Annotated in this window: 15 protein-coding genes; 7 read left to right on the top strand and 8 right to left on the bottom strand. The window is 72.4% G+C overall.

Annotated elements, in window-relative coordinates:
• Window positions 1–125 precede the first annotated feature (125 nt).
• The 3 genes from H9623_RS17040 to H9623_RS17050 form a co-directional block, all read right to left on the bottom strand.
• Window positions 126–2,516 (bottom strand): glycoside hydrolase family 3 C-terminal domain-containing protein, encoded by a 2,391-nt coding sequence (locus H9623_RS17040; protein WP_193721211.1) that lies wholly within the window; start codon window positions 2,514–2,516, stop codon window positions 126–128.
• Between the two features lie 96 nt (window positions 2,517–2,612).
• Window positions 2,613–3,245, bottom strand: a complete 633-nt coding sequence (locus tag H9623_RS17045) for a GtrA domain-containing protein (protein ID WP_193721212.1) — start codon at window positions 3,243–3,245, stop codon at window positions 2,613–2,615.
• A 423-nt stretch (window positions 3,246–3,668) separates the two neighbouring features.
• Window positions 3,669–4,295, bottom strand: a complete 627-nt coding sequence (locus H9623_RS17050; RefSeq protein ID WP_193721213.1) for a TetR/AcrR family transcriptional regulator — start codon at window positions 4,293–4,295, stop codon at window positions 3,669–3,671.
• 116 nt (window positions 4,296–4,411) lie between these two features.
• Here H9623_RS17050 and H9623_RS17055 point away from each other — a divergent pair, with 116 nt between their 5' ends.
• From H9623_RS17055 to H9623_RS17085, 7 genes are all read left to right on the top strand, one after another.
• Window positions 4,412–6,073: an FAD-dependent oxidoreductase gene (locus H9623_RS17055; RefSeq protein ID WP_193721214.1), complete on the top strand. Its 1,662-nt coding sequence runs from the start codon at window positions 4,412–4,414 to the stop codon at window positions 6,071–6,073.
• Window positions 6,074–6,336: 263 nt separating this feature from the next.
• Entirely contained in the window at window positions 6,337–6,825 is a 489-nt protein-coding gene (gene nrdI / locus H9623_RS17060; protein WP_193721215.1) for a class Ib ribonucleoside-diphosphate reductase assembly flavoprotein NrdI, read from the top strand.
• A 417-nt stretch (window positions 6,826–7,242) separates the two neighbouring features.
• Entirely contained in the window at window positions 7,243–7,680 is a 438-nt protein-coding gene (locus tag H9623_RS17065) for an XRE family transcriptional regulator (protein ID WP_193721216.1), read from the top strand.
• A complete protein-coding gene (locus tag H9623_RS17070) occupies window positions 7,677–8,093 on the top strand; it encodes an ImmA/IrrE family metallo-endopeptidase (protein WP_193721217.1) in 417 nt (138 codons plus the stop codon). The genes H9623_RS17065 and H9623_RS17070 overlap by 4 nt, the downstream gene beginning before the upstream one ends.
• Window positions 8,090–9,223, top strand: coding sequence for a hypothetical protein (locus tag H9623_RS17075; protein ID WP_193721218.1), 1,134 nt, complete (start codon window positions 8,090–8,092; stop codon window positions 9,221–9,223). Before H9623_RS17070 ends, H9623_RS17075 begins: the two co-directional genes overlap by 4 nt.
• A gap of 50 nt (window positions 9,224–9,273) precedes the next feature.
• Window positions 9,274–9,921 carry a hypothetical protein gene (locus tag H9623_RS17080; protein WP_193721219.1) on the top strand — a complete coding sequence of 216 codons (648 nt, stop codon included), beginning with the start codon at window positions 9,274–9,276 and terminating at the stop codon, window positions 9,919–9,921.
• 186 nt (window positions 9,922–10,107) lie between these two features.
• Window positions 10,108–10,737, top strand: coding sequence for a LysE family transporter (locus H9623_RS17085; protein WP_193721220.1), 630 nt, complete (start codon window positions 10,108–10,110; stop codon window positions 10,735–10,737).
• Between the two features lie 216 nt (window positions 10,738–10,953).
• On the opposite strand, the gene pyk is transcribed toward H9623_RS17085, so the two are convergent.
• From pyk to trpA, 5 genes are all read right to left on the bottom strand, one after another.
• Window positions 10,954–12,378 (bottom strand): pyruvate kinase, encoded by a 1,425-nt coding sequence (pyk, locus tag H9623_RS17090; RefSeq protein WP_193721221.1) that lies wholly within the window; start codon window positions 12,376–12,378, stop codon window positions 10,954–10,956.
• Window positions 12,379–12,495: 117 nt separating this feature from the next.
• Complete coding sequence (locus H9623_RS17095; RefSeq protein ID WP_193721222.1) at window positions 12,496–13,962, bottom strand: glutamate synthase subunit beta; 1,467 nt, start codon at window positions 13,960–13,962, stop codon at window positions 12,496–12,498.
• Window positions 13,955–18,514 (bottom strand): glutamate synthase large subunit, encoded by a 4,560-nt coding sequence (gene gltB, locus H9623_RS17100; protein WP_193721223.1) that lies wholly within the window; start codon window positions 18,512–18,514, stop codon window positions 13,955–13,957. The genes H9623_RS17095 and gltB overlap by 8 nt, the downstream gene beginning before the upstream one ends.
• Before the next feature lie 141 nt (window positions 18,515–18,655).
• Window positions 18,656–19,555, bottom strand: coding sequence for a prolipoprotein diacylglyceryl transferase (gene lgt, locus H9623_RS17105; RefSeq protein WP_193721224.1), 900 nt, complete (start codon window positions 19,553–19,555; stop codon window positions 18,656–18,658).
• A complete protein-coding gene (gene trpA / locus H9623_RS17110; protein WP_193721225.1) occupies window positions 19,552–20,394 on the bottom strand; it encodes a tryptophan synthase subunit alpha in 843 nt (280 codons plus the stop codon). The genes lgt and trpA overlap by 4 nt, the downstream gene beginning before the upstream one ends.
• Between the last annotated feature and the right edge of the window lie 5 nt (window positions 20,395–20,399).

Below are 20,399 nucleotides of genomic sequence, written 5' to 3' on the forward strand. Positions count from 1 at the left end.
AGAACATCAAGAACTGCGACAGACCCGGACGACGCTCAGCGAACGCCGCCCACACCTGAGAGATCCGACCGAACATCATGACCACGCTTTCTGGGGTGCTGGAGGGGGTGGGGCCGGGGCGCGGCTCAGCGCGCGAGCTCGGACCGCATCCGACGCGTGGAGCGACGGTTCCGGAAGAACCCTGCGACCAGGGCCCCGACGCCGCGGAAGAACCGACCGTTGACGATCGTGAGGATGGCGCCGACCATGTCCATGCTCACGGCCCCGTTCGTCATCTTCGCGATCGCGCGGAACGGCATCCCGCGCAGGAAGAGGAGGTTGAGGTCCGGGGTGCCCTTGGCCTCCGCACGGGCGATCCGGCGGGCGAGCTCGCGAGCCGCGAACCGCGCCAACGGGTTGCGCGCGTCCTTCATGTCCGACAGCGGGCTGTTGACCCCGAGCGGTCCGGAGGCACGGGCGCCCGCCAGGGGACGGCCCAGGAGAGCGGCGAACGCGTCGTCGGGCACGTCCGTGACCCGGCCCGTGCGGTACTCCTCCGGGACGCGGACCTCGTCCACTCCCGCGGTCCCCTCCATGACGTGCTCGGTCGACAGCAGGACCGTCTCGACGTCGGAGCCCACGGCGATCGTCCACGTGCCGCCCTCGGTCTCCCAGGTGCCCGTGACGGTCGAGTAGTGACGGAACGTGAACCGGTCGAACGCGATGCGGACCCGGCGCGACTCGCCCGGCTCGAGGTGCTCCCTGGTGAAGCCCTTGAGCTCGCGCACGGGACGGTGCACGCCGTCGGCGTCCTGGCGCCCCACGTAGAGCTGTGCGACCTCGGCGCCCGCGACGTCCCCCGTGTTGGTGAGGGTGAACGACGCACCGTCGGCGTCGACCGCGAGGTCCGCGTAGGAGAACGTCGTGTAGCTCAGACCGAACCCGAACGGGAAGGCGACCGGCACGCCCACGGTCGAGTAGTAGCGGTAGCCCACGTAGGGGCCTTCCCTGTACTCGGCGTCGGTCCCCTCGCCGGGGTAGTAGCGGAACGTCGGGGTGTCCTCGAGCCGGACCGGGTAGGTCTCCGCGAGGCGGCCCGAGGGGTTCACCTGGCCCGTGAGCACCCGGACGACACCCTCGGCGCCACCCTGGCCGCCCAGGTAGCCGTGCACGAGGGCCGAGCACTGCTCGAGCCACGGCACCTCGACGACCGATCCCGCACTCAGGACGACGACGATCCGGCTCGTGACGGAGGAGATCCGCGCCAGGAGCTCGACCTGGCTCGGAGGCAGCCGGAGGTGCGACCGGTCCTGTCCCTCGGACTCGCTGATCTCGTCGAGGCCCAGGTAGAGCAGGACGACGTCGGCGGCACGCGCCGCGTCGACGGCCTCGGCGACCAGCGCGGGGTCGGGGACCCCGCCACGCGTGAAGCCCTGCGCCGTCGCGACGACCTCGAGCTCCGAGGTGCCGAGCGCGTCGAGAGCCGTGATCAGCCGGGTCGGGTTGACGAGCGAGGACCCGGCGCCCTGGTACCGCGGCGTCGCCGCGAAGTCGCCCACGACGGCGACCCGCGTGCCGGCGGCCAGGGGCAGCAGGTGGTCCTCGTTGCGCAGCAGGACCGTGCTCTGCTCCGCGACCGTGCGGGCGAGCTCGTGGTGCGCGTCGAGGTCGACCGCGCGGCCCGCCCCACCGATCCGGCCCACGAGGGTCTTCATCTCCTCGACGCGCGCGTCGAGGTCGGCGACGTCGAGGTCGCCCCGCTGCACGGCGTCGACGATCTGGGCCGCCGAGTCGAGCCCGGGGGACGGCATCTCGAGCGTGCCGCCACGACGGACGGCCTCGACCGCGTCGTTGCCGCCGCCCCAGTCGGTCACCACGGCCCCGTCGAAGCCCCACTCGTCGCGCAGGACCTGCTGGAGCAGGAAGGGGTTCTCGTTGGCGTACGTCCCGTTGAGCAGGTTGTAGCTCGACATGATCGAGTACGGTGCGGACTCGCGGACGACGACCTCGAAGCCCGTCAGGTAGATCTCGCGCAGCGTCCGCTCGTCGACCACGGAGTCGCTCGTCATGCGGCGCAGCTCCTGGCTGTTCGCCGCGAAGTGCTTGGGGCAGGCGGCCACGCCACGGTCCTGGATCCCGCGGACGTACCCGGCCGCGAGCCGGCCGGACAGCAGCGGGTCCTCGGAGAAGTACTCGAAGTTGCGCCCGCACAGCGGGCTCCGCTTGACGTTGAGACCGGGGCCGAGCAGCACGTCCACCCCCTGGTCCGCGGCTTCGGCGCCCAGCGCCTCACCCACGGACCGTGCGAGGACGGGGTCCCAGCTGTTGGCGACCGTTGCCGCCGTCGGGAAGCAGGTCGCGGGCTGCGAGGCACCCAGGCCGAGGTGGTCCGCCGAACCCGTCTGCTTACGGATGCCGTGCGGGCCGTCGGACAGCCACAGCGACCGGATACCGTGCCGCGGCACCGCTCGGGTCTCCCAGACGCTCTCCCCGCTCAGGAGTGCGGCCTTCTCGAGCGTGGTCAGTTCTTCCGTCATGATCCTGCTTCCGTTCCCCCAGCGAGCTGTCGTCTCGTGGGTGCACTGATGGGGTTCTGTCGAGGCCGACCGGTCGGAGACGGCCCTGCATCGCGGCTATCGGGTCGCGGCGGCGACGCGCTGGTCGATCGGCGCCGCCGTACCCGCGTCTGCGTCCGTCCCTGGCGGCTGCTTGAAGATGATCTTGAGGATCGGGAAGTACACCAGGACCGAGATCAGCGCGTTGATGATCATCGTGACGAGGTCGGCTCCCACCTCCCCGGTGCTCCCCCAGCGCTCCACCATCCACTGGTAGATCGGCGCCTTGTAGAACCCCTGCAACGCCGCGGCGGCGAAGGTGATGAGCACGTAGGCCACGAAGTACCAGGTCGCCGCCCGCCAGACGTCGGTGTCCGACTTGAACGTGATGTTGCGCTGGAGGAAGAAGTTGATGACCTGGGCGATGAGCAGCGTGATCTGGACGGCGAGGAAGTACGCGAGTCCCCCGCCCCCCGTCGGCAGCGGCCCGGCCGCGTAGTCGAAGAGGAAGAACGTCGATCCGTCCGCGTTCGTGCTCACGGCGAAGGCTCGGAACGTCTGGTCCACGAGCGGGGTCATGGTGAGGACCCACTTGAACAGCGGCATCAGAGCGAGCTGGAGCACGGTCATGCCGGTGCTCAGGAGCGAGAACATGACGAACTGCGCGACCGTGGGGCGGCGCTCGGAGAGGTCAGCCCAGAACGTGCGCACGTGCGCCTCCCCGCTGCGGGAGTCGGCGTCCGGCTCCACCGTCGACCCGCGGGCACGCCACGGCGGGACGCCTGCCCGTGTCCGGTGCCTCGGGTACGCCCGGGTGCGTACGTGGGTCCACGTGTGTCTCCTTCGACTGTCCAAGAGCGACCGCAGGGGAAGGCGCTCACCTCCACCGCCGGCCGCACGCACGCGGTGACGCCGGCTCGCGACCACGTCCACGTCGGACGTCGGCGGTCGGTCGCCGGCAGCGTGTCGCCTCCAGGCGGGTTATAACGAACTCATCACAGCGCACTCGCGTCGAGGCGGGAGAGCGGTTTGCATAACCTGTCGGTTCTGACGCACAAACTGTCGTGCGGTCCCGGCCGCCGGACCCGGCCTGCTGCGGGCGGATCCTCGCCCGCGAGAACGACGCCCCGTCCCCTACAGCGGGAGGTCGCCGACCAGGGTGGGCACGCCCGGCAGCCGTGTGACCGCGGGCGCACGCAGCGCGTCGAGGACGAGCGCGTGGGCGCGCGCGTAGGCGTTCGCCGCGCTGTCGGTCCCCTGCGGGAGCCCGCGGCTCACGGCCGCCATGAGGAGGATCACGTCGCCGGTCGCGACGTCCGCACGCAGGCTGCCCTCGTGCTGGGCCGCGGTGACGAGGGCGTCGACGAGCCCGACGAGCTCGTCGCGGACGCCTCCGAGCCAGACGTCGTGCTGCAGGCCCTCGGACTCCTGGGGCGTGACCGTCGCCGTCAGCGCGAGCACGACGCGCAGCCGGTGCGACCAGCCGAGCGCTCCGACGAGGGCGCCCCACGCCGTCGGCTCGCGGTCCCGCGCCGAGCGCATGTCGGCCAGGAGCCCTCCGAGGGCGTCGCCCAGGACGGCGTGCAGGAGTGCCTCACGGTCGGGGAAGCGGCGGTAGAGCGTCGCGATGCCGACCCCCGCCTCGCGGGCGACGGTCTCGAGCGCGACGTCCGGGCCGACGTCGACGAACAACGACGTGGCGGCCGCGACGATCTGGTCGCGGTTGCGCCGGGCGTCGGCGCGCAGGACGGGCTCGGACATCTCTTTCCCCCTCGGTCGGCCTTCCGCTGCAGCGTATCCCCCGCTAGATTCTCGATACGGAGGATAACCCTCCGGTTTCGCCGAGGCGTGGTGTTCGCGCACGAGAGGAGGCCGCGATGGAGCGGTCGTGGGACGACGAGGTCGATGTCCTGGTGGTCGGGACCGGTGCAGCAGGGCTCTCGGCGGCGATCGCCGCCGCGGACGCCGGCTCGAAGGTCCTCCTGGTCGAGGGCACCGACCGGTGGGGCGGCACGACGATGCGCAGCGGGGGCGGCCTGTGGATGCCCGCCAACCCGCTCATGGCGCGCGACGGCGTGGACGACTCGGTCGAGAAGGCTCTGACGTACCTCGACGCGGTGGTCGAGGACGCGGGACCCGCGACGTCTCCCGAGCGCAAGCGAGCGTTCGTCGAGGCCGTGCCGGAGGTCGTCACGAGCCTCGAGAAGCACGGCGTGCGCTGGGTCCGCGCGACCGACTACCCGGACTACTACCCCGAGCAGCCCGGCGGGATGGTGGGACGCAGCATCGAGGCCCGCGCCTTCGACACCCGTCGCCTCGGCTCGTGGATCAAGTACTCCCGCATGACCGACGGCGGCATGCCGCTCCCCCTGCGGACCGACGACGTGTGGCTCCTCGCCCGGGCCTGGTCGTCCGCCAGCGGGTTCGTCCGCGGCGCCCGGTTCGTCGGACGTACCCTCGGCAGCCTGGTGCGCGGGCAGCGTCCCGCCGGCATCGGCGCAGCGCTCGTGTGCTCGCTCATGCAGGTCGTGCGGGACCAGGGCACGCCCGTGCTGCTGAGCACGCCGCTCGTCGAGCTCGTGGTCGAGGACGACGCCGTCGTCGGGGCGGTGCTCGGCGGCCCGGCGGTCCCCCGGACGGTTCGCACCCGGGGCGGGGTCGTCGTCGCGGCGGGCGGGTTCGCCCACCGCACCGAGTGGCGCGAGAAGTACCACGGCGTCCCCGGGTGGAGCGCAGCCGCCGACGGCGACCTCGGGACCGGGATCGAGGCCGGCGTCGCGGCCGGCGGGACCCTGGCCCTCATGGACGACGCGTGGTGGGGAGCCGGCGTCCCCGTCGAGGGCGGCATGAACGGGTTCGTGCTGAGCGAGCGCAGCATGCCCTACAGCATCCTGGTGGACCAGGAGGGTCGGCGGTACACCAACGAGTCGGCGAGCTACATCGACTTCGGCCACGCGATGCTCGAGCACGACAGCACCACGCCGTCGATCCCGTCCTGGCTCGTCCTGGACGCCCGGGCCCGCCGCAAGTACCTGTTCACGATCGCACCGTCGGGGACCAAGAAGCTCGAGAAGGCCGGCACGCTCGTCGTCGCGGACACGCTCGAGGACCTCGCCCGGCTGCTGCACATCGCGCCGGAGAACCTCGCGGCGACCGTCGAGAGGTTCAACGGCTTCGCCCGCTCGGGCGTCGACGAGGACTTCCACCGTGGCGACTCGCTCTACGACCGCTACTACGGCGACCCCGGGGTCCGGCCGAACCCCAACCTCGGCCCGATCGAGAAGGGCCCGTTCACGGCCGTGAAGATCGTGCCGGGCGACCTGGGCACCAAGGGGGGCCTCCTCACCGACGAGCACGGAGCGGTCCTCCGCGAGGACCTCACGCCGGTCCCCGGGCTCTACGCCGCCGGGAACTCGACGGCCGCGGTCACCGGTCGCACCTACCCCGGCCCCGGCTCCACGATCGGACCCGCCGTCGTGTTCGGCTACCTCGGCGCCCGCCACGCCGCGCGCCGGGCCGTCCTGGCCTCGACCCCCTGACCGTCCGGTGCGCCCCCGCCCCCGAGGGGGCGCACCGGACCGAGGTCCGCCCGTCGTCAGGAGCCCCGCTCGGGTCCCTCGCCAGGCTCGGGACCTTGGGCTCTGGCGCGACCGCACCTCTCCGGTGTCGACTGGAGGCGTCCCCCCGAACAGAGGAGCGCTCCCCCGTGCCCGACGCCGTCCGTCCCTCCCGCCCCTTCCGGCCACGGCTCGTACCCGAGCCGTCCGCGGGTCCGGGTGCGGCTCCGGGTGCGGGGGAAGGGATGCTGCGGTCCGCCTCGGCGAGCCCGGTACGGACTGCGGTCTACTTCTACTCGTCGGCGTCGGGCATGGTGCGCTCGTTCGCGCAGCGGCTCGGCCGCGAGGTGTTCGACCTGAGCGAGCGCGAGGTCCGTCGTTCGGTGCCCGCGGGCCCCTGGGTGCTGCTCACCCCGTCCTACAAGACGGGCAACGTCGACAACGACACGATCCCCGAGCCCGTGCGCCGCTTCCTCTCGAGCCCGCTCGCGCGGCGCCGCCTCGTGGGGGTCATGGGATCGGGGAACAGGAACTTCGGTGAGCACTACCAGGCGGCGTGCCGGCAGATCGCGCGCACGTCGGGGCGTCCTGTGCTCTTCGAGTTCGAGCTGCAGGGCACGTCGTGGGACGTCGAGGAGGCGCGCCGCATCCTCGACGACCTGGACCTGGCGCTGACCGCGGAGCACGCACGGCTCGCGTCGGGGGCCTCGGGTGGCGTCCGCGGCTCGCGGTAGACGCACACCGGAGCCGGACCGGCCCCGGCGCCGTCCGAGGACCCCCTGCTCCCCCGGAGGCGCCGGGCCGTCGCGCCGTGACGGGACGCACGACCCCCAAGGCCTCGACCGTCACGAGCAGCGACACCTCGTACTCTACTGAGGGCAACGCCGTTGCGGTGCCGATGCACCAACAGATGAGAGACCTCTCATGTGAACTCCACCACATGCACATCCGGGCCGCACCCCGCCGCCACGTCACGGCTGAGTCACGGCTGAGTCACGGCGGCACGCCGTGGAGACGGTACCCACCCGCCCCCGTGCCTCCTCCCACCCGGCAGACCAGGCCGCGCGACGCCGTCGGGCACGGAGCCACGACCCGCCGCCACGTGTCCCCACCTGCTGCCAGCACGCCCACGATCCTGGGACAATCGAAGCGTGACGACACATGAGAACCCCCCGGGAGAGCGACTCAGCCGCGCGTTCCAGCACCGGCTGAACGAGCTGTTCGCGAAGAGGCAGCGCGCCGGACGCGGCGCGACCAACCGCGAGGTCGCGACCTGGATGACCGAGCACGGCTACGCCGTCAAGGAGGCGTACCTGAGCGCGCTGCGCGGCGGGCACCGCACCTCGCCCTCGCTGCGCATCATCGAAGGCCTCGCCGCGTACTTCGGCGTCGAGCCCAAGGACCTCCTGGACACGGGCGAGGACCCCAAGAAGGACCTCCGCCTGGCCCTGTCGGACCACGGCGTCGAGGCCTTCGCGATGCGCGCCGAGGGCCTGTCCGCCGAGAACGTGCGCGCCGTGACCCAGCTCCTCGACCAGATGCGGCGCATGCAGTCCCTGCCCGCCGTCGAGCCGGCCGACGAACCGTGACGGACCATCGCGCGTGGCTCGCCTCGGCGGGCCTCGACCGCGCGAGCACCATCGACGAGGCCCGCGAGATCGTCGCAGGCCTGCGCGGGCGGCCCGTCGACGTCGTCGACGCCCCGCTCGGCGAGGGCGTGTCCGGCCTGTGGCTCAGCCGGCCGGACGCCGAGACGATCGTCGTGAGCCCCCAGGCCGCGCTCTCCGCGCACCACCGGCGCCACATCATCGCCCACGAGCTCGTCCACATCCTCGACGCGTGCGCCGACCCCTCGGCACCTGCGCCCGGTCCGCAGTGGCGCAACCGCTACGAGGACCCCGTCGAGCACCGCGCGGAGCTCCTCGCGAGCGAGCTCATGATGTCGATCGAGGCCACGGGCGGCGTCGGGCACCGGCTCGCCGGGATGGAGCGCTACCGGTGACCGAGATCGCCTTCCTCCTGTTCGCCGGGGCCGCGGCCTGGACCGCCGTCCGGCACCGCTCCCACCTCGACGGGGACCGCGCGATCACCTGGGGGCTCGGGCTCGTCGCGGCCGCCTCGGCGCTGCGGATCGACACGGTCGAGTCCGCGATGCTGACGAGCGCCCCGGCCGGGGTCCACGAGGTCGCCAAGCACGCGCTCCTCGTCGCGGGCTGCCTGTGCATCGCCGCGTGGGTCCAGGGCACCCAGGGCCGACGCCCCCGACCCCGCCACGTCGTCACGGGCGTCCTGACCATGGTGGGCGTGCTCGTCGTGGTGTTCGTGCTCAACGGCCCCTGGGAGCGCCGCGACCTCGACTTCCAGACCGCGGGCAAGCCCTGGATGGCCCTGTACTGGGCCGCCTACTACGGCGCGTTCCTCTGGGCGACGGCGACGTTCGGCGTCTCGACCCTGCGGGCCCGCGGCGAGCGGCCTCGCGGCGGGCGGTGGGGCATGGACCTGGCCGCGGCCGGGGCGTTCGTCGGCGTCCTGTGGGCGCTGTGCAGCGTCGTCAACGTGATCATGCTGGAGCCGGGCGCCGCCGAGCCGTACCGCTTCCTCGGGATCCGCACCCGGTACCTCATCGCCGCGGCGAGCCTGCTGCTCACGGTCGGGATCATGGGGCACCTGCTCACCGCGGCCCGCACCCGCCGGAGCCGACGAGCGGACCTGGACGCCCTGCACGCCCACCTCGTCGACACCGTCGCGGAGTCCCGTCTGCCCGCCGTCCGGCCCGAGGTCGCGGAGTACCACCGCACGATCGAGATCATGGACGCCCTGGCGGCGCTCGCCCACTACTCCGAGCCGCAGGACGCGGACCGCGTCCGCCGCACCGTCGGCGAGGCGCCCGAGCACGTCCTGCGCGCCCTGCAGATCGACCTCGCCGCGACCCGGCGCGGGATGGACGACCGGCCGCCGACCCCGGCCGACTGGGGTGCATGGGTCAGCGACGACGAGTCCCTGCGCCACCTGGGTCGCGCGTTCCGCGAGCAGACCCCGTCGCGGCGCGCGGACGTCCTGGTGGCAGTCCTCGGCCACGACGGCAGCGGCGACGCCCACGGCCGACCGGGCGCACCGGCCGACCACCCCTGACACGCGCCGACGACGCCCGCCCGTACACCCCCCGCCGCACCCGGAGAGCCATGTCCCACCCTGCCCCCGCCGCGCCGCCCACCCCTCCCGCGCCGGCCGCCGGCACGCTCCCCGCCGCCCAGCACCCTCGGTGGGCCGTCGTCGTGACCGAGGTCCTCGCGCCCGGGTACACGGTCGCCGCGCTCGTCCTCGCGACGGCCCTGTACGCCTCCCCCGGTCTCGCGGGCCTGGGTCACGTGGTGCTCGCCGTGCTCCTGTGCGGCGGGCTGCCGTACCTGTTCGTGCACGGTCTGGCGCGCCTGCGGGTCCTCGAGTCCCGGCACGTGCGCCCGCGGGCCCAGCGCATGGTCGTCTTCGCGGGGCTCGTCGTCATCGAGGTCACGGCCATCGTCGTCCTGCACCTCACGGGCGCACCGCCCCTGCTGCCCGCGCTCCTCACGGCGTACCTCGCGGGGGTCGTGGCCCTCGCGCTCGTGACCCCCGTCGTCCGGGCGTCGGTCCACACGGGGGTGTTCTCGGTCGCGGCAGGCGTCGCGACGACGCTGTCGTGGTGGCTCGCGGCCGGGCTGCTCGCCGTGGCCGTGGTCGTGGGTCTGGCCCGGCTCGGCGTGCGCGACCACACCCGCCCCGAGGTCGTCACCGGGCTCGCGCTGGGCGCGGTCGTCGGTGCGGGGGCCGCCGCGCTGCTCGTGGGCTGACCCGGAGCCGCCACCGTACGCCCGGGCCGGCGGCGCCGTCGGGCCTCCCTGAACCCTTGACGACCCGGCTCCCAGGGGTGATCCTCGATCCATGCCGACGACGCCCGCCCCGCACCCGTACGCCGCGACCGTGCGACCTGCGGGCCGACAGCGGGCCCTCCCGACCCGGCGACACCGCCCGTCCCGATGACGGCCGCACTCGTCGCGGGACTCGTCGCCGGGTACGCGATCGCGATCCCCGTGGGCGCCATCGCGGTCTACCTCGTGACGCTCACGGCGCGCACGCGCTTCACCGTGGGCGCCGCCGCAGGCCTGGGGACCGCGACTGCCGACGGCATCTACGCCACGATCGCCGTGGTCGCGGGCGCGGTCGTCGCCCCGCTCGTCGCGACGGTCCGCACGCCGCTCACGTGGGCGTCGGTCGCGGTCCTCGCGTTCCTCGCCTGGCGCACGTTCCGCCCCGCGCTCCAGCGCGTCCTGCCCGACGGCGCCACACCCCGCCCCGCGACGAGCGACACCACTCCCGTGCGCGCCTACGCGACGCTCCTCGGGCTGACCCTGGTCAACCCCGCGACCGTCGTCTACTTCGCGGTGCTCGTCGCGGGCGGGGCGCTGAGCCCCGACGCGACCGGGCCCGAGCGGGCCGTGTTCGTCGCTGCGGCGTTCCTCGCGTCCGCGAGCTGGCAGATGGTCGTCGCGGGAGGCGGCGCGGTGCTCGGGCGCGCGCTGACCAACGACACCGGCCAGCGCGTGACCGCGGCCGTCGGCGGACTCGTGATCCTGGGCCTCGCGGTGCACCTGGCGATCGGGGCCTGACGGCCCGCACGGAGCAGCCGCGCACCCGCCCCCGAGGCGTCACCGCACGGCGACGCGTGCCGGGTCGTGCCTCACGACCGCCGACCGCAGGACACGGGGCAGCCCGATCCCCGGAGGGCGGGCGCCGCCGTCGGGCAGGAACGACGAGGCCCCGGTGGCCGGCCGCGCGAGGAGCGCGACCGACCACCGGGGCCGTCGTCGAGGAGTCAGCGCGGATCAGACGTCCGTGCTGTCACCGATCCGGTGCACGAGGATCGAGTTCGTCGTACCCGGCTGGCCCACGGGCGCACCCGAGACGACGACCACGAGGTCGCCGACCTCGGCGAGACCGTTGGCCTGCAGGGTCGTGTCGACCTGGCTGACCATCGCGTCCGTGTTCTGCACCTCGGGGACCTGGTAGGTCTGGGTGCCCCACGAGAGCGACAGGACGTTGCGCACGTGCTCACGCGGCGTGAACGCGAGCAGCGGGATCGCCGAACGCAGACGCGACATGCGGCGCGCCGAGTCACCCGACTGCGTGAACGTCGCGAGGTACTTCGCGCCGAGGATCTCACCGATCTCCGCCGCGGCGCGCGTGATGGCGCCACCACGCGTGTGCGGGGTCGAGCCGAGCGGCGCCATGCGCTCGCGGCCGGCCTCCTCGGTCGCCTCGATGATGCGGGCCATCGTCTCGACCGTGAGGATCGGGAAGTCGCCCACGCTCGTCTCGCCCGAGAGCATGACCGCGTCGGCCCCGTCCAGGACGGCGTTCGCGCAGTCCGACGCCTCGGCGCGCGTGGGGCGCGGCGAGTTCGTCATGGACTCCAGGACCTGCGTCGCGACGATGACCGGCTTGGCGTTGCGGCGAGCCATCTCGACGATGCGCTTCTGCACGAGCGGGACCTGCTCGAGCGGCAGCTCGACCGCGAGGTCACCACGCGCGACCATGACACCGTCGAACGCGTCGACGATCTCGGCGAGGTTCTCGACAGCCTGCGGCTTCTCGATCTTCGCGATGACGGGGACCGTGCGGCCCTCCTCGTCCATGATCGCCTTGACGTCGTCGAAGTCCGCAGCCGAACGCACGAACGACAGCGCGATGAGGTCCGCACCCAGGCGAAGAGCCCAGCGCAGGTCGTCGCGGTCCTTCTCGGACAGCGCCGGCACGGAGACCGCGACGCCCGGGAGGTTGAGACCCTTGTTGTTCGACACCGGGCCGGCGACCTCGACGCGAGTCACGACGCGCGGGCCCTCGACGGCGGTGACGCGGACGAGCACCTTGCCGTCGTCGATGAGGATGGGGTCGCCGACGCGAGCGTCGCCCGGCAGGCCCTTGTGCGTCGTGGAGACGAGCTCCTTGGTGCCGACGACGTCCTCGGTCGTGATGGTGAACGTGTCACCCTCGTTGAGCCAGTGCTTCTCGTCGCCGCCGAAGCGGCCCAGGCGGATCTTCGGCCCCTGGAGGTCGACGAGCACCGCGACCGAACGGCCCGACGCCTCGGCTGCCTCGCGCACGCCGTGGTAGACGGCTGCGTGCTCCTCGGCGCTGCCGTGGCTGCGGTTGATCCGCGCCACGTCCATCCCGGCGTCGACGAGCGCCCGGAGCTGCTCCTTCGACTCGGTCGCGGGTCCGATGGTGCAAACGATCTTTGCTCTGCGCATTTCTCCAGCCTCGTTGTTCCTTCGTGTCCGGCGGAACCGGACCGCTTCGGGCCCCTGCCTGGGCCCCGTCTCCACCCCGACGTCCTGACGGACGCCGGGGCGCGTCTCACTGTCCTGTCATGCTCTCAGCGACACGGTCGACGCGCGCACCGGAGCGGGCAGCTCGCTGCTGCCCTGCAGGTACGCGTCGACCGACGCCGCCGCGGCACGTCCCTCGGCGATCGCCCACACGATGAGCGACTGACCGCGACCCGCGTCGCCCGCGACGAAGACACCCGGCGTGGTGGCCGCGAAGTCGTCGCCGCGCGCCACGAGCCCGCGCGTCGTCAGCCCGATGTCGGACTGGGCCGAGAGCGTGTCCGTCTCCGGTCCCGTGAAGCCCATGGCCACGAGGACGAGATCGGCAGGGATCTCGCGCTCGGTGCCGGGCTTGGGGACCCGTCGCCCGTCGGGGAGGTACTCGGTCTCCGCGACGACGAGCGCCCGCACGCGGCCGTCCTCGCCCGCGAGGAACTCGACGGTCGAGGCCAGGTACGCCCGCTCACCGCCCTCCTCGTGCGAGGACGAGACCTCGAAGAGGATCGGGTCGGTCGGCCAGGGCTGGCTCGCGGCACGCTCGCGCGGCGGCTGCTTGCCGATCGCGAGGGTCGTGACGCTCCTCGCGCCCTGACGCAGCGACGTGCCCAGGCAGTCGGAACCGGTGTCGCCGCCACCGATGATGATGACGTCCTTGCCCGTCGCGACGATCTGGTCCTCGACCGTGCCGCCCGCGACGACCGTGTTGGCCTGGTGCAGGAACTCCATGGCGAAGTGGACACCGTCCAGGTCGTTGCCCGGCACCTGCAGCGCGCGCGGGATCGTGGCCCCGGTCGCGAGGACGACGGCGTCGAACCGACGACGCAGCTCGTCCCAGGTGATGTCCGTACCGATCTCCACGCCCGGGCGGAAGCGCGTGCCCTCGGCCTCCATCTGCGCGAGGCGACGGTCGATGTGCATCTTCTCGAGCTTGAAGTCCGGGATGCCGAACCGCAGCAGGCCGCCGATCGCGGCGTCGCGCTCGTAGACGACGACCGTGTGGCCGGCCCGCGTGAGCTGCTGCGCCGCCGCGAGCCCGGCAGGGCCCGAGCCGACGACCGCCACGGTCGAGCCCGTGAGGCGCTGCGGCACGTGCGGCGTGACGAGCCCGCGCTCGAACGCCTCGTCGATGATCGAGACCTCGACGTTCTTGATCGTCACGGCCGGCTGGTTGATGCCCAGCACGCAGCTCGACTCGCACGGGGCCGGGCACACGCGCCCCGTGAACTCCGGGAAGTTGTTCGTCTCGTGCAGCCGCTCGCTGGCCTCCGCCCACTGGTCGCGCCACACCAGGTCGTTCCACTCGGGGATGAGGTTCCCGAGCGGGCAGCCCTGGTGGCAGAACGGGATGCCGCAGTCCATGCAGCGCCCCGCCTGCTCCTTGAGGAACGGCTGCCCCTCGACCAGGTGCTCGTGCACGTCGCGCCAGTCCCGCAGACGGACCTCGACCGGGCGGTTGGGCGGGAGCTCACGCTCCCGCACCTTCAGGAATCCGCGGGGATCAGCCACGGGCCACCTCCAAGATCTGGTCCCACACGCCCGGGGCGGCGGGATCGAGCCCGTCGAGCTCGGCCTGCGCGAGCGCCTTGCGCACGCGGGCGAACTCGGCCGGCAGGATGCGCGTGAAGCGAGCGCGAGCCGCGTCGAAGTCCTCGAGCAGCTCGGCCGCGATCGGCGAGCCGGTCTCCTCGAGGTGCGTGCGGACCAGGCCCTCGACCAGCGCGGCGTCCGCGTCGTCGAGCGGGTCGAGCAGCAGCTCGCCCGAGGCCACGCCCGACGTGTTCATCGCCTGCGGGCGCAGGTCGAGCACGTAGGCCGTCCCTCCCGACATGCCCGCACCCAGGTTGCGGCCGGTCGGTCCGAGGATCACGACGGACCCACCGGTCATGTACTCGAGGCCGTGGTCGCCCACGCCCTCCACGACCAGCGTCGCCCCCGAGTTGCGGACCGCGAACCGCTCGCCCACGAGACCGCGCAGGAAGATCTGCCCGGACGTGGCGCCGTACCCGATCACGTTGCCCGCGACCACGTTGCTCGATCCCGTGAGGACCGCGGCACGGTCCGGCCGGACGATGATGCGTCCGCCCGACAACCCCTTGCCGACGTAGTCGTTGGCGTCGCCGAACAGCCGCAGCGTGATGCCGCGCGGGAGGAAGGCCCCCATCGACTGACCGGCCGACCCCGTGAGGGAGACGTCGATCGTGTCGTCGGCCAGCCCCTCGCCGCCGTACCGCTTGGTCACCTCGTGGCCGAGCATGGTGCCCACGGTGCGGTTGACGTTGCGGATCGGCAGCGCGATGCGGACGGGCTCACGGTCCTCGAGCGCGTCGGTCGCCAGCGTGATGAGCTGGTTGTCGAGCGCCCGGTCGAGGCCGTGGTCCTGCGTCGTCGTGTTGCGCAGCGACGACCCCTCGACCGGCTGCGGCCTCTCCAGGACGGGCCCGAGGTCGAGCCCCTGCGCCTTCCAGTGCTCGACCGCCTTGCGGGTGTCCAGCGTCTCGACGTGGCCGACGGCCTCCTCGATGGAGCGGAACCCGAGCCGCGCCAGGTGCTCGCGCACCTCCTCGGCGATGAACTCGAAGAAGTTCACGACGAACTCCGGCTTGCCCGTGAAGCGGGCACGGAGCTCGGGGTTCTGGGTCGCGACACCGACCGGACAGGTGTCCAGGTGGCACACGCGCATCATGACGCAGCCCGAGACGACCATGGGGGCCGTCGCGAAACCGAACTCCTCCGCGCCGAGCAGCGCGCCGATCACGACGTCGCGGCCCGTCTTCATCTGGCCGTCGACCTGGACCACGATGCGGTCGCGCAGGTTGTTCAGCACGAGCGTCTGCTGGGTCTCGGCCAGGCCGAGCTCCCACGGGGTGCCCGCGTGCTTGAGCGACGTGAGCGGGCTCGCGCCCGTCCCGCCGTCGTGCCCCGAGATGAGGACGACGTCCGCGTGCGCCTTGGACACGCCCGTCGCGACCGTGCCCACGCCGAACTCGCTCACGAGCTTGACGTGCACACGGGCCGACGGGTTCGCGTTCTTGGCGTCGTGGATGAGCTGCGCCAGGTCCTCGATCGAGTAGATGTCGTGGTGCGGCGGCGGGGAGATCAGCCCCACGCCCGGCGTCGAGTGACGCGTCCGGGCGATCCACGGGTAGACCTTGTGGCCGGGCAGCTGACCGCCCTCGCCGGGCTTGGCGCCCTGAGCGAGCTTGATCTGGATGTCGTCCGCGTTCGTCAGGTACTCCGAGGTCACGCCGAAGCGGCCCGACGCGATCTGCTTGACCCTCGAGCGGCGCTCCGGGTCGTACAGGCGCTCCGGCTCCTCGCCGCCCTCGCCCGTGTTGGACCGGCCGCCGAGCCGGTTCATCGCGATCGCGAGGGTCTCGTGCGTCTCGGCCGAGATGGAGCCGTAGGACATCGCGCCGGTGTTGAACCGCTTGACGATCTCGCTGACGGGCTCGACCTCGTCGACCGACAGCGCCGGGCGCTGCCCCTCCTGGAACTCCAGGAGGCCGCGCAGCGTCATCAGACGTGTCGACTGGTCGTCGACCCGCTGGGTGTACTGGCGGAACACGTCGTAGCGGCGCTCGCGCGTCGCGTGCTGCAGGCGGAAGACCGTCTCCGGGTCGAAGAGGTGCTCCTCGCCGTCCCGGCGCCACTGGTACTCGCCGCCCGTGGTGAGGCGGACGTGCGCCTGGTGGTTGCCGGAGGCCGGGTAGGCCTCCGCGTGCCGGGCCGCGACCTCGGCCGCGAGGACGTCGAGACCGATGCCGCCGAGGCGGCTCGTGGTCCCGGCGAAGTAGTCGGCGACCAGCTCGTGCGAGAGCCCGAGGGCCTCGAACACCTGCGCGCCCCGGTAGGAGGAGATGGTCGAGATGCCCATCTTGCTCATGACCTTCAGGACGCCCTTGCCGAGCGCCTTGATGAGGTTCTTGACGGCACGCTCGGGGCTGACCGACACGAAGCCGGACTTGGCGAGGTCCTCGACGGTCTCCATCGCGAGGTACGGGTTGACCGCAGCCGCCCCGTACCCGATGAGCAGGGCCACGTGGTGGACCTCGCGGATGTCGCCGGCCTCGACGACGAGCGAGACCTGGGTGCGCGTGTGCCGACGCAGCAGGTGGTGGTGGACCGCGCTGGACAGGAGCAGCGACGGGATCGGCGCGAGCTCCTGGTTGGAGTCGCGGTCGGAGAGCACGATGAAGCTCGCTCCCTCGGCCACGTGCGCGTCGACCTCGGCGAAGATCTCCTCGAGCCGCGCCTGGAGGGCTTCTCCCCCGCCGCTGACGGGATAGAGACCCTTGACCGTCACGGCCCGGAAGATGCCCTCGAGGGCCGGGTCCCGGTCCACGCGCAGGATCTTCGCGAGCTCGTCGTTGTCGAGCACCGGGAACGGCAGGATGAGCTTGCGGGCGTGCAGCGGGCTGTCGTCCAGGAGGTTCGGCTCGGGGCCGATCGCCCCGCCGATCGAGGTGACCAGCTCCTCGCGGATCGCGTCGAGCGGTGGGTTCGTCACCTGGGCGAACATCTGCGTGAAGTAGTCGAACAGCAGCCGGGGCCTGCTGGACAGCACCGCGATGGGCGTGTCCGTGCCCATGGCGCCCAGGGGCTCCGCGCCCGTGTTCGCCATGGGGGTGAGCAGGATCCGCAGCTCCTCCTCGGTGTAGCCGAACGCGCGCTGACGACGCTGCACCGACGCCGGGCTGTGCGCGACGTGCTCGCGCTCGGGCATGCGGTCGAGGTAGACCGAGTTGTCGGCGACCCACTGCGCGTACGGACGCTGCGCGGCGAGCTGCCCCTTGATCTCGTCGTCCTCGATGATGCGGCCCTGGCCGGTGTCAACCAGGAACATGCGGCCCGGCTCGAGGCGGCCCTTGCGCACGATCGTCGCGGGGTCGAGGTCGAGGACCCCGGCCTCGGACGCCAGGACGACGAGCCCGTCCTCGGTCACCCAGTACCGGCCCGGGCGCAGCCCGTTGCGGTCCAGCACGGCGCCGATGAGGGTGCCGTCGGTGAAGTTGAGGCAGGCGGGTCCGTCCCACGGCTCCATGAGCGTGGAGTGGTACTCGTAGAAGGCCTTGCGGTCCGGGTCCATCTCGGCGTGGTTCTCCCACGCCTCGGGGACCATCATGAGGACCGCGTGCGGCAGCGAGCGTCCCGACAGGTGCAGGAGCTCGAGCACCTCGTCGAAGCTCGCGGAGTCGCTCGACCCCTCCGAGCAGACGGGCAGCAGCGGGGCGAGGTCGCCGAGCCGGTCGCTCTCCAGCATGCCCTGGCGGGCGGCCATCCAGTTGCGGTTGCCCCGCACCGTGTTGATCTCGCCGTTGTGCGCGATCATGCGGAACGGCTGGGCGAGCGGCCAGGACGGGAACGTGTTGGTCGAGAAGCGCGAGTGCACCAGGACCAGCTCGCTCGCGTAGCGCGGGTCGGAGAGGTCCGGGAAGAACGGCTCGAGCTGCGCGACCGTCAGCATGCCCTTGTAGGTGAGCGTGCGTGAGGACAACGACGCGAAGAACAGGCCGAGCTCGTGCTCAGCCCGCTTGCGCAGCCGGTAGGTCCGGCGGTCCAGGTCGAGGCCCGACAGCTCGCGCGTCAGGTCCGCGACGACGATCTGCCGGAAGCTGGGCATCGAGGCGCGCGCGCTCGGTCCGACGAGGTCCGCGGTGACGGGGACGTCTCGCCAGGCGAGGACGACGAGCTTCTCCTCGGCCGCGATGGCCTCGACCTGCCGGACCGTCTCGGCCGCGGCGACGGGGTCCTGCGGCAGGAAGGCCATGCCGATGGCGTAGTGGCCTGCGGGCGGCAGGTCGACGTCGACGACGTCCCGCACGAAGGCGTCGGGGATCTGGGTCAGGATGCCTGCCCCGTCACCGCTGTTCTCCTCGGCGCCGACGGCGCCGCGGTGGTCCAGGTTGAGCAGGGCCGTGAGCCCCGCGTCAACGATGTCTCGTCCGGGTGTGCCGCGCAGCGTCGCCACGAAGGCGACGCCGCACGCGTCGTGCTCGGCCACAGGGTCGTACAGGCCCTGTGCCGAAGGCGCAGCGGCCCGGTGCAGCGGCGTGGTCATCAACACCGTCCTCACAGGCGCCCGGCCATGGGCCGGGCTTTGATCCAACTTGGGGGATTGTGGGACTTCATCGGCCCAACGGACATGATCGAACCTGCTCGACGGTTGTCCAGCGGGTTCGCCTATGAAAAGACGGATGCCTCAGCGACCTGGTTCGGGTCTGGCAGCATCTGCCTGCTCGGGCTCCGCAGCACCGAGCGATACTGTCTCCTCGCGCCCCGGATGGCGGCGCCCGACAACGATAAACGCTATCAACGCACCGACGCCGACCAGGATGGAGGTCCAGACGTTCAGCCGGAGACCGAGCACCAGCTCGGCGTCGTCGATGCGCAGCATCTCGATCCACACACGACCAAGCGTGTAGAAGAGAACGTACAGCCAGAATACCCGACCGTGACCCAGCCTGAAGCGACGGTCGAGGTAGATGAGGAGGAAGGCCGCCGCGACGTTCCAGAGCATCTCGTAGAGGAACGTCGGGTGGAACAGCGTCCCGGACTCGTAGCCGCTCGGAAGGTACCGGTCGCTGATCTCCAGCCCCCACGGCAGGGTCGTGGCGCTGCCGAACAGCTCCTGGTTGAACCAGTTGCCGAGGCGCCCGATCGCCTGTGCCAGCAGGAGCCCCGGGGCGAGGGCGTCCGCGAAGGCCGGGAAGCTGACCTTCTGGCGGCGGCACCCGATGTAGGCGCCCACGGCTCCCAGGGCGATCGCGCCCCAGATCCCGAGCCCGCCGTCCCAGATGCGCAGGGCCTTGACGGGGTCGCCGTCGGGGCCCCAGTACGCGTCGGGCGAGGAGATCACGTGATAGATGCGCCCGCCCACGATCCCGAACGGCACGGCCCAGAAGGCGATCTCCAGGACGTCGTCGGGGTCGCCGCCGCGCTCGACCCAGCGCTTGCGGGTGAGCCACACCGCGACCGCGATGCCCGCGAGGATCGCGAGCGCGTAGGCGCGCAGCGGGAAGGGGCCGATGCTCCAGGTGTGCTGGGACGGGCTGGGGATCGAGGCGACCACGGGCCCGACGGCGGCGATCAGCCCGTTCATGCCGTCACCTGCCCCGAGGCCGACTCGGGCGCGCGCGCCGTGCGGACGCCCTCGGCGAGGTCGCGCGCGACCGCACGCAGGTTCTCGAGGCGGTCCTCCCACGGCGCGTCGCCGAGGAGCGGGCGGACGAAGGCCGAGCCGACGATGACGCCGTCGGCGTAGCGGGCGACCTGGGCCGCCTGGGCGCTCGTCGAGACGCCCAGGCCCACGCACACGTGCTCGGCGCCCGCGGCGCGGGTCGCGGCGACCAGCTCCTCGGCCTTGCTGCCGACCTCGGCGCGGATGCCCGTGACGCCCATGGTCGAGGCGGCGTACACGAAGCCGCGCGAGGCGGCGGCCGTCAGGCGCAGGCGCTCGGGGGTCGAGCTCGGCGCGACGAGGAAGACCTTGTCCAGGTCGTGCGCGTCCGCCGCGGAGATCCACTCGCCGGCCTCGTCGGGGATGAGGTCGGCCGTGATGAGCCCGGCCCCTCCGGCAGCGGCCAGGTCGCGCGCGAACGCCTCGACGCCGTAGCGCAGCACGGGGTTCCAGTAGGTCATCACGAGGACCGGGACGCCGAGCGCGGCCACGGCCTCGACCGCGGTGACGACGTCGCGCACCCGCGTGCCGGCGGCGAGCGAGTGCTCGACGGCTCGCTGGATGACGGGACCGTCCATGACGGGGTCGGTGTAGGGCAGGCCCAGCTCGATGATGTCGACCCCGGTCTCGACGAGAGCCGTCGCGGCCTGCACGGTGCCCTCGACGCTCGGGTAGCCGACGGGCAGGTAGCCGATGAGCGCGGCGCGCCCCTCGGCGGCCACCTCCTCGAGGCGTCCCGCCGTCCCGCGGGGGGCGCGCACGCCCC

It is taken from the genome of Oerskovia douganii, assembly GCF_015142735.1.
Lineage (GTDB): Bacteria > Actinomycetota > Actinomycetes > Actinomycetales > Cellulomonadaceae > Oerskovia > Oerskovia douganii.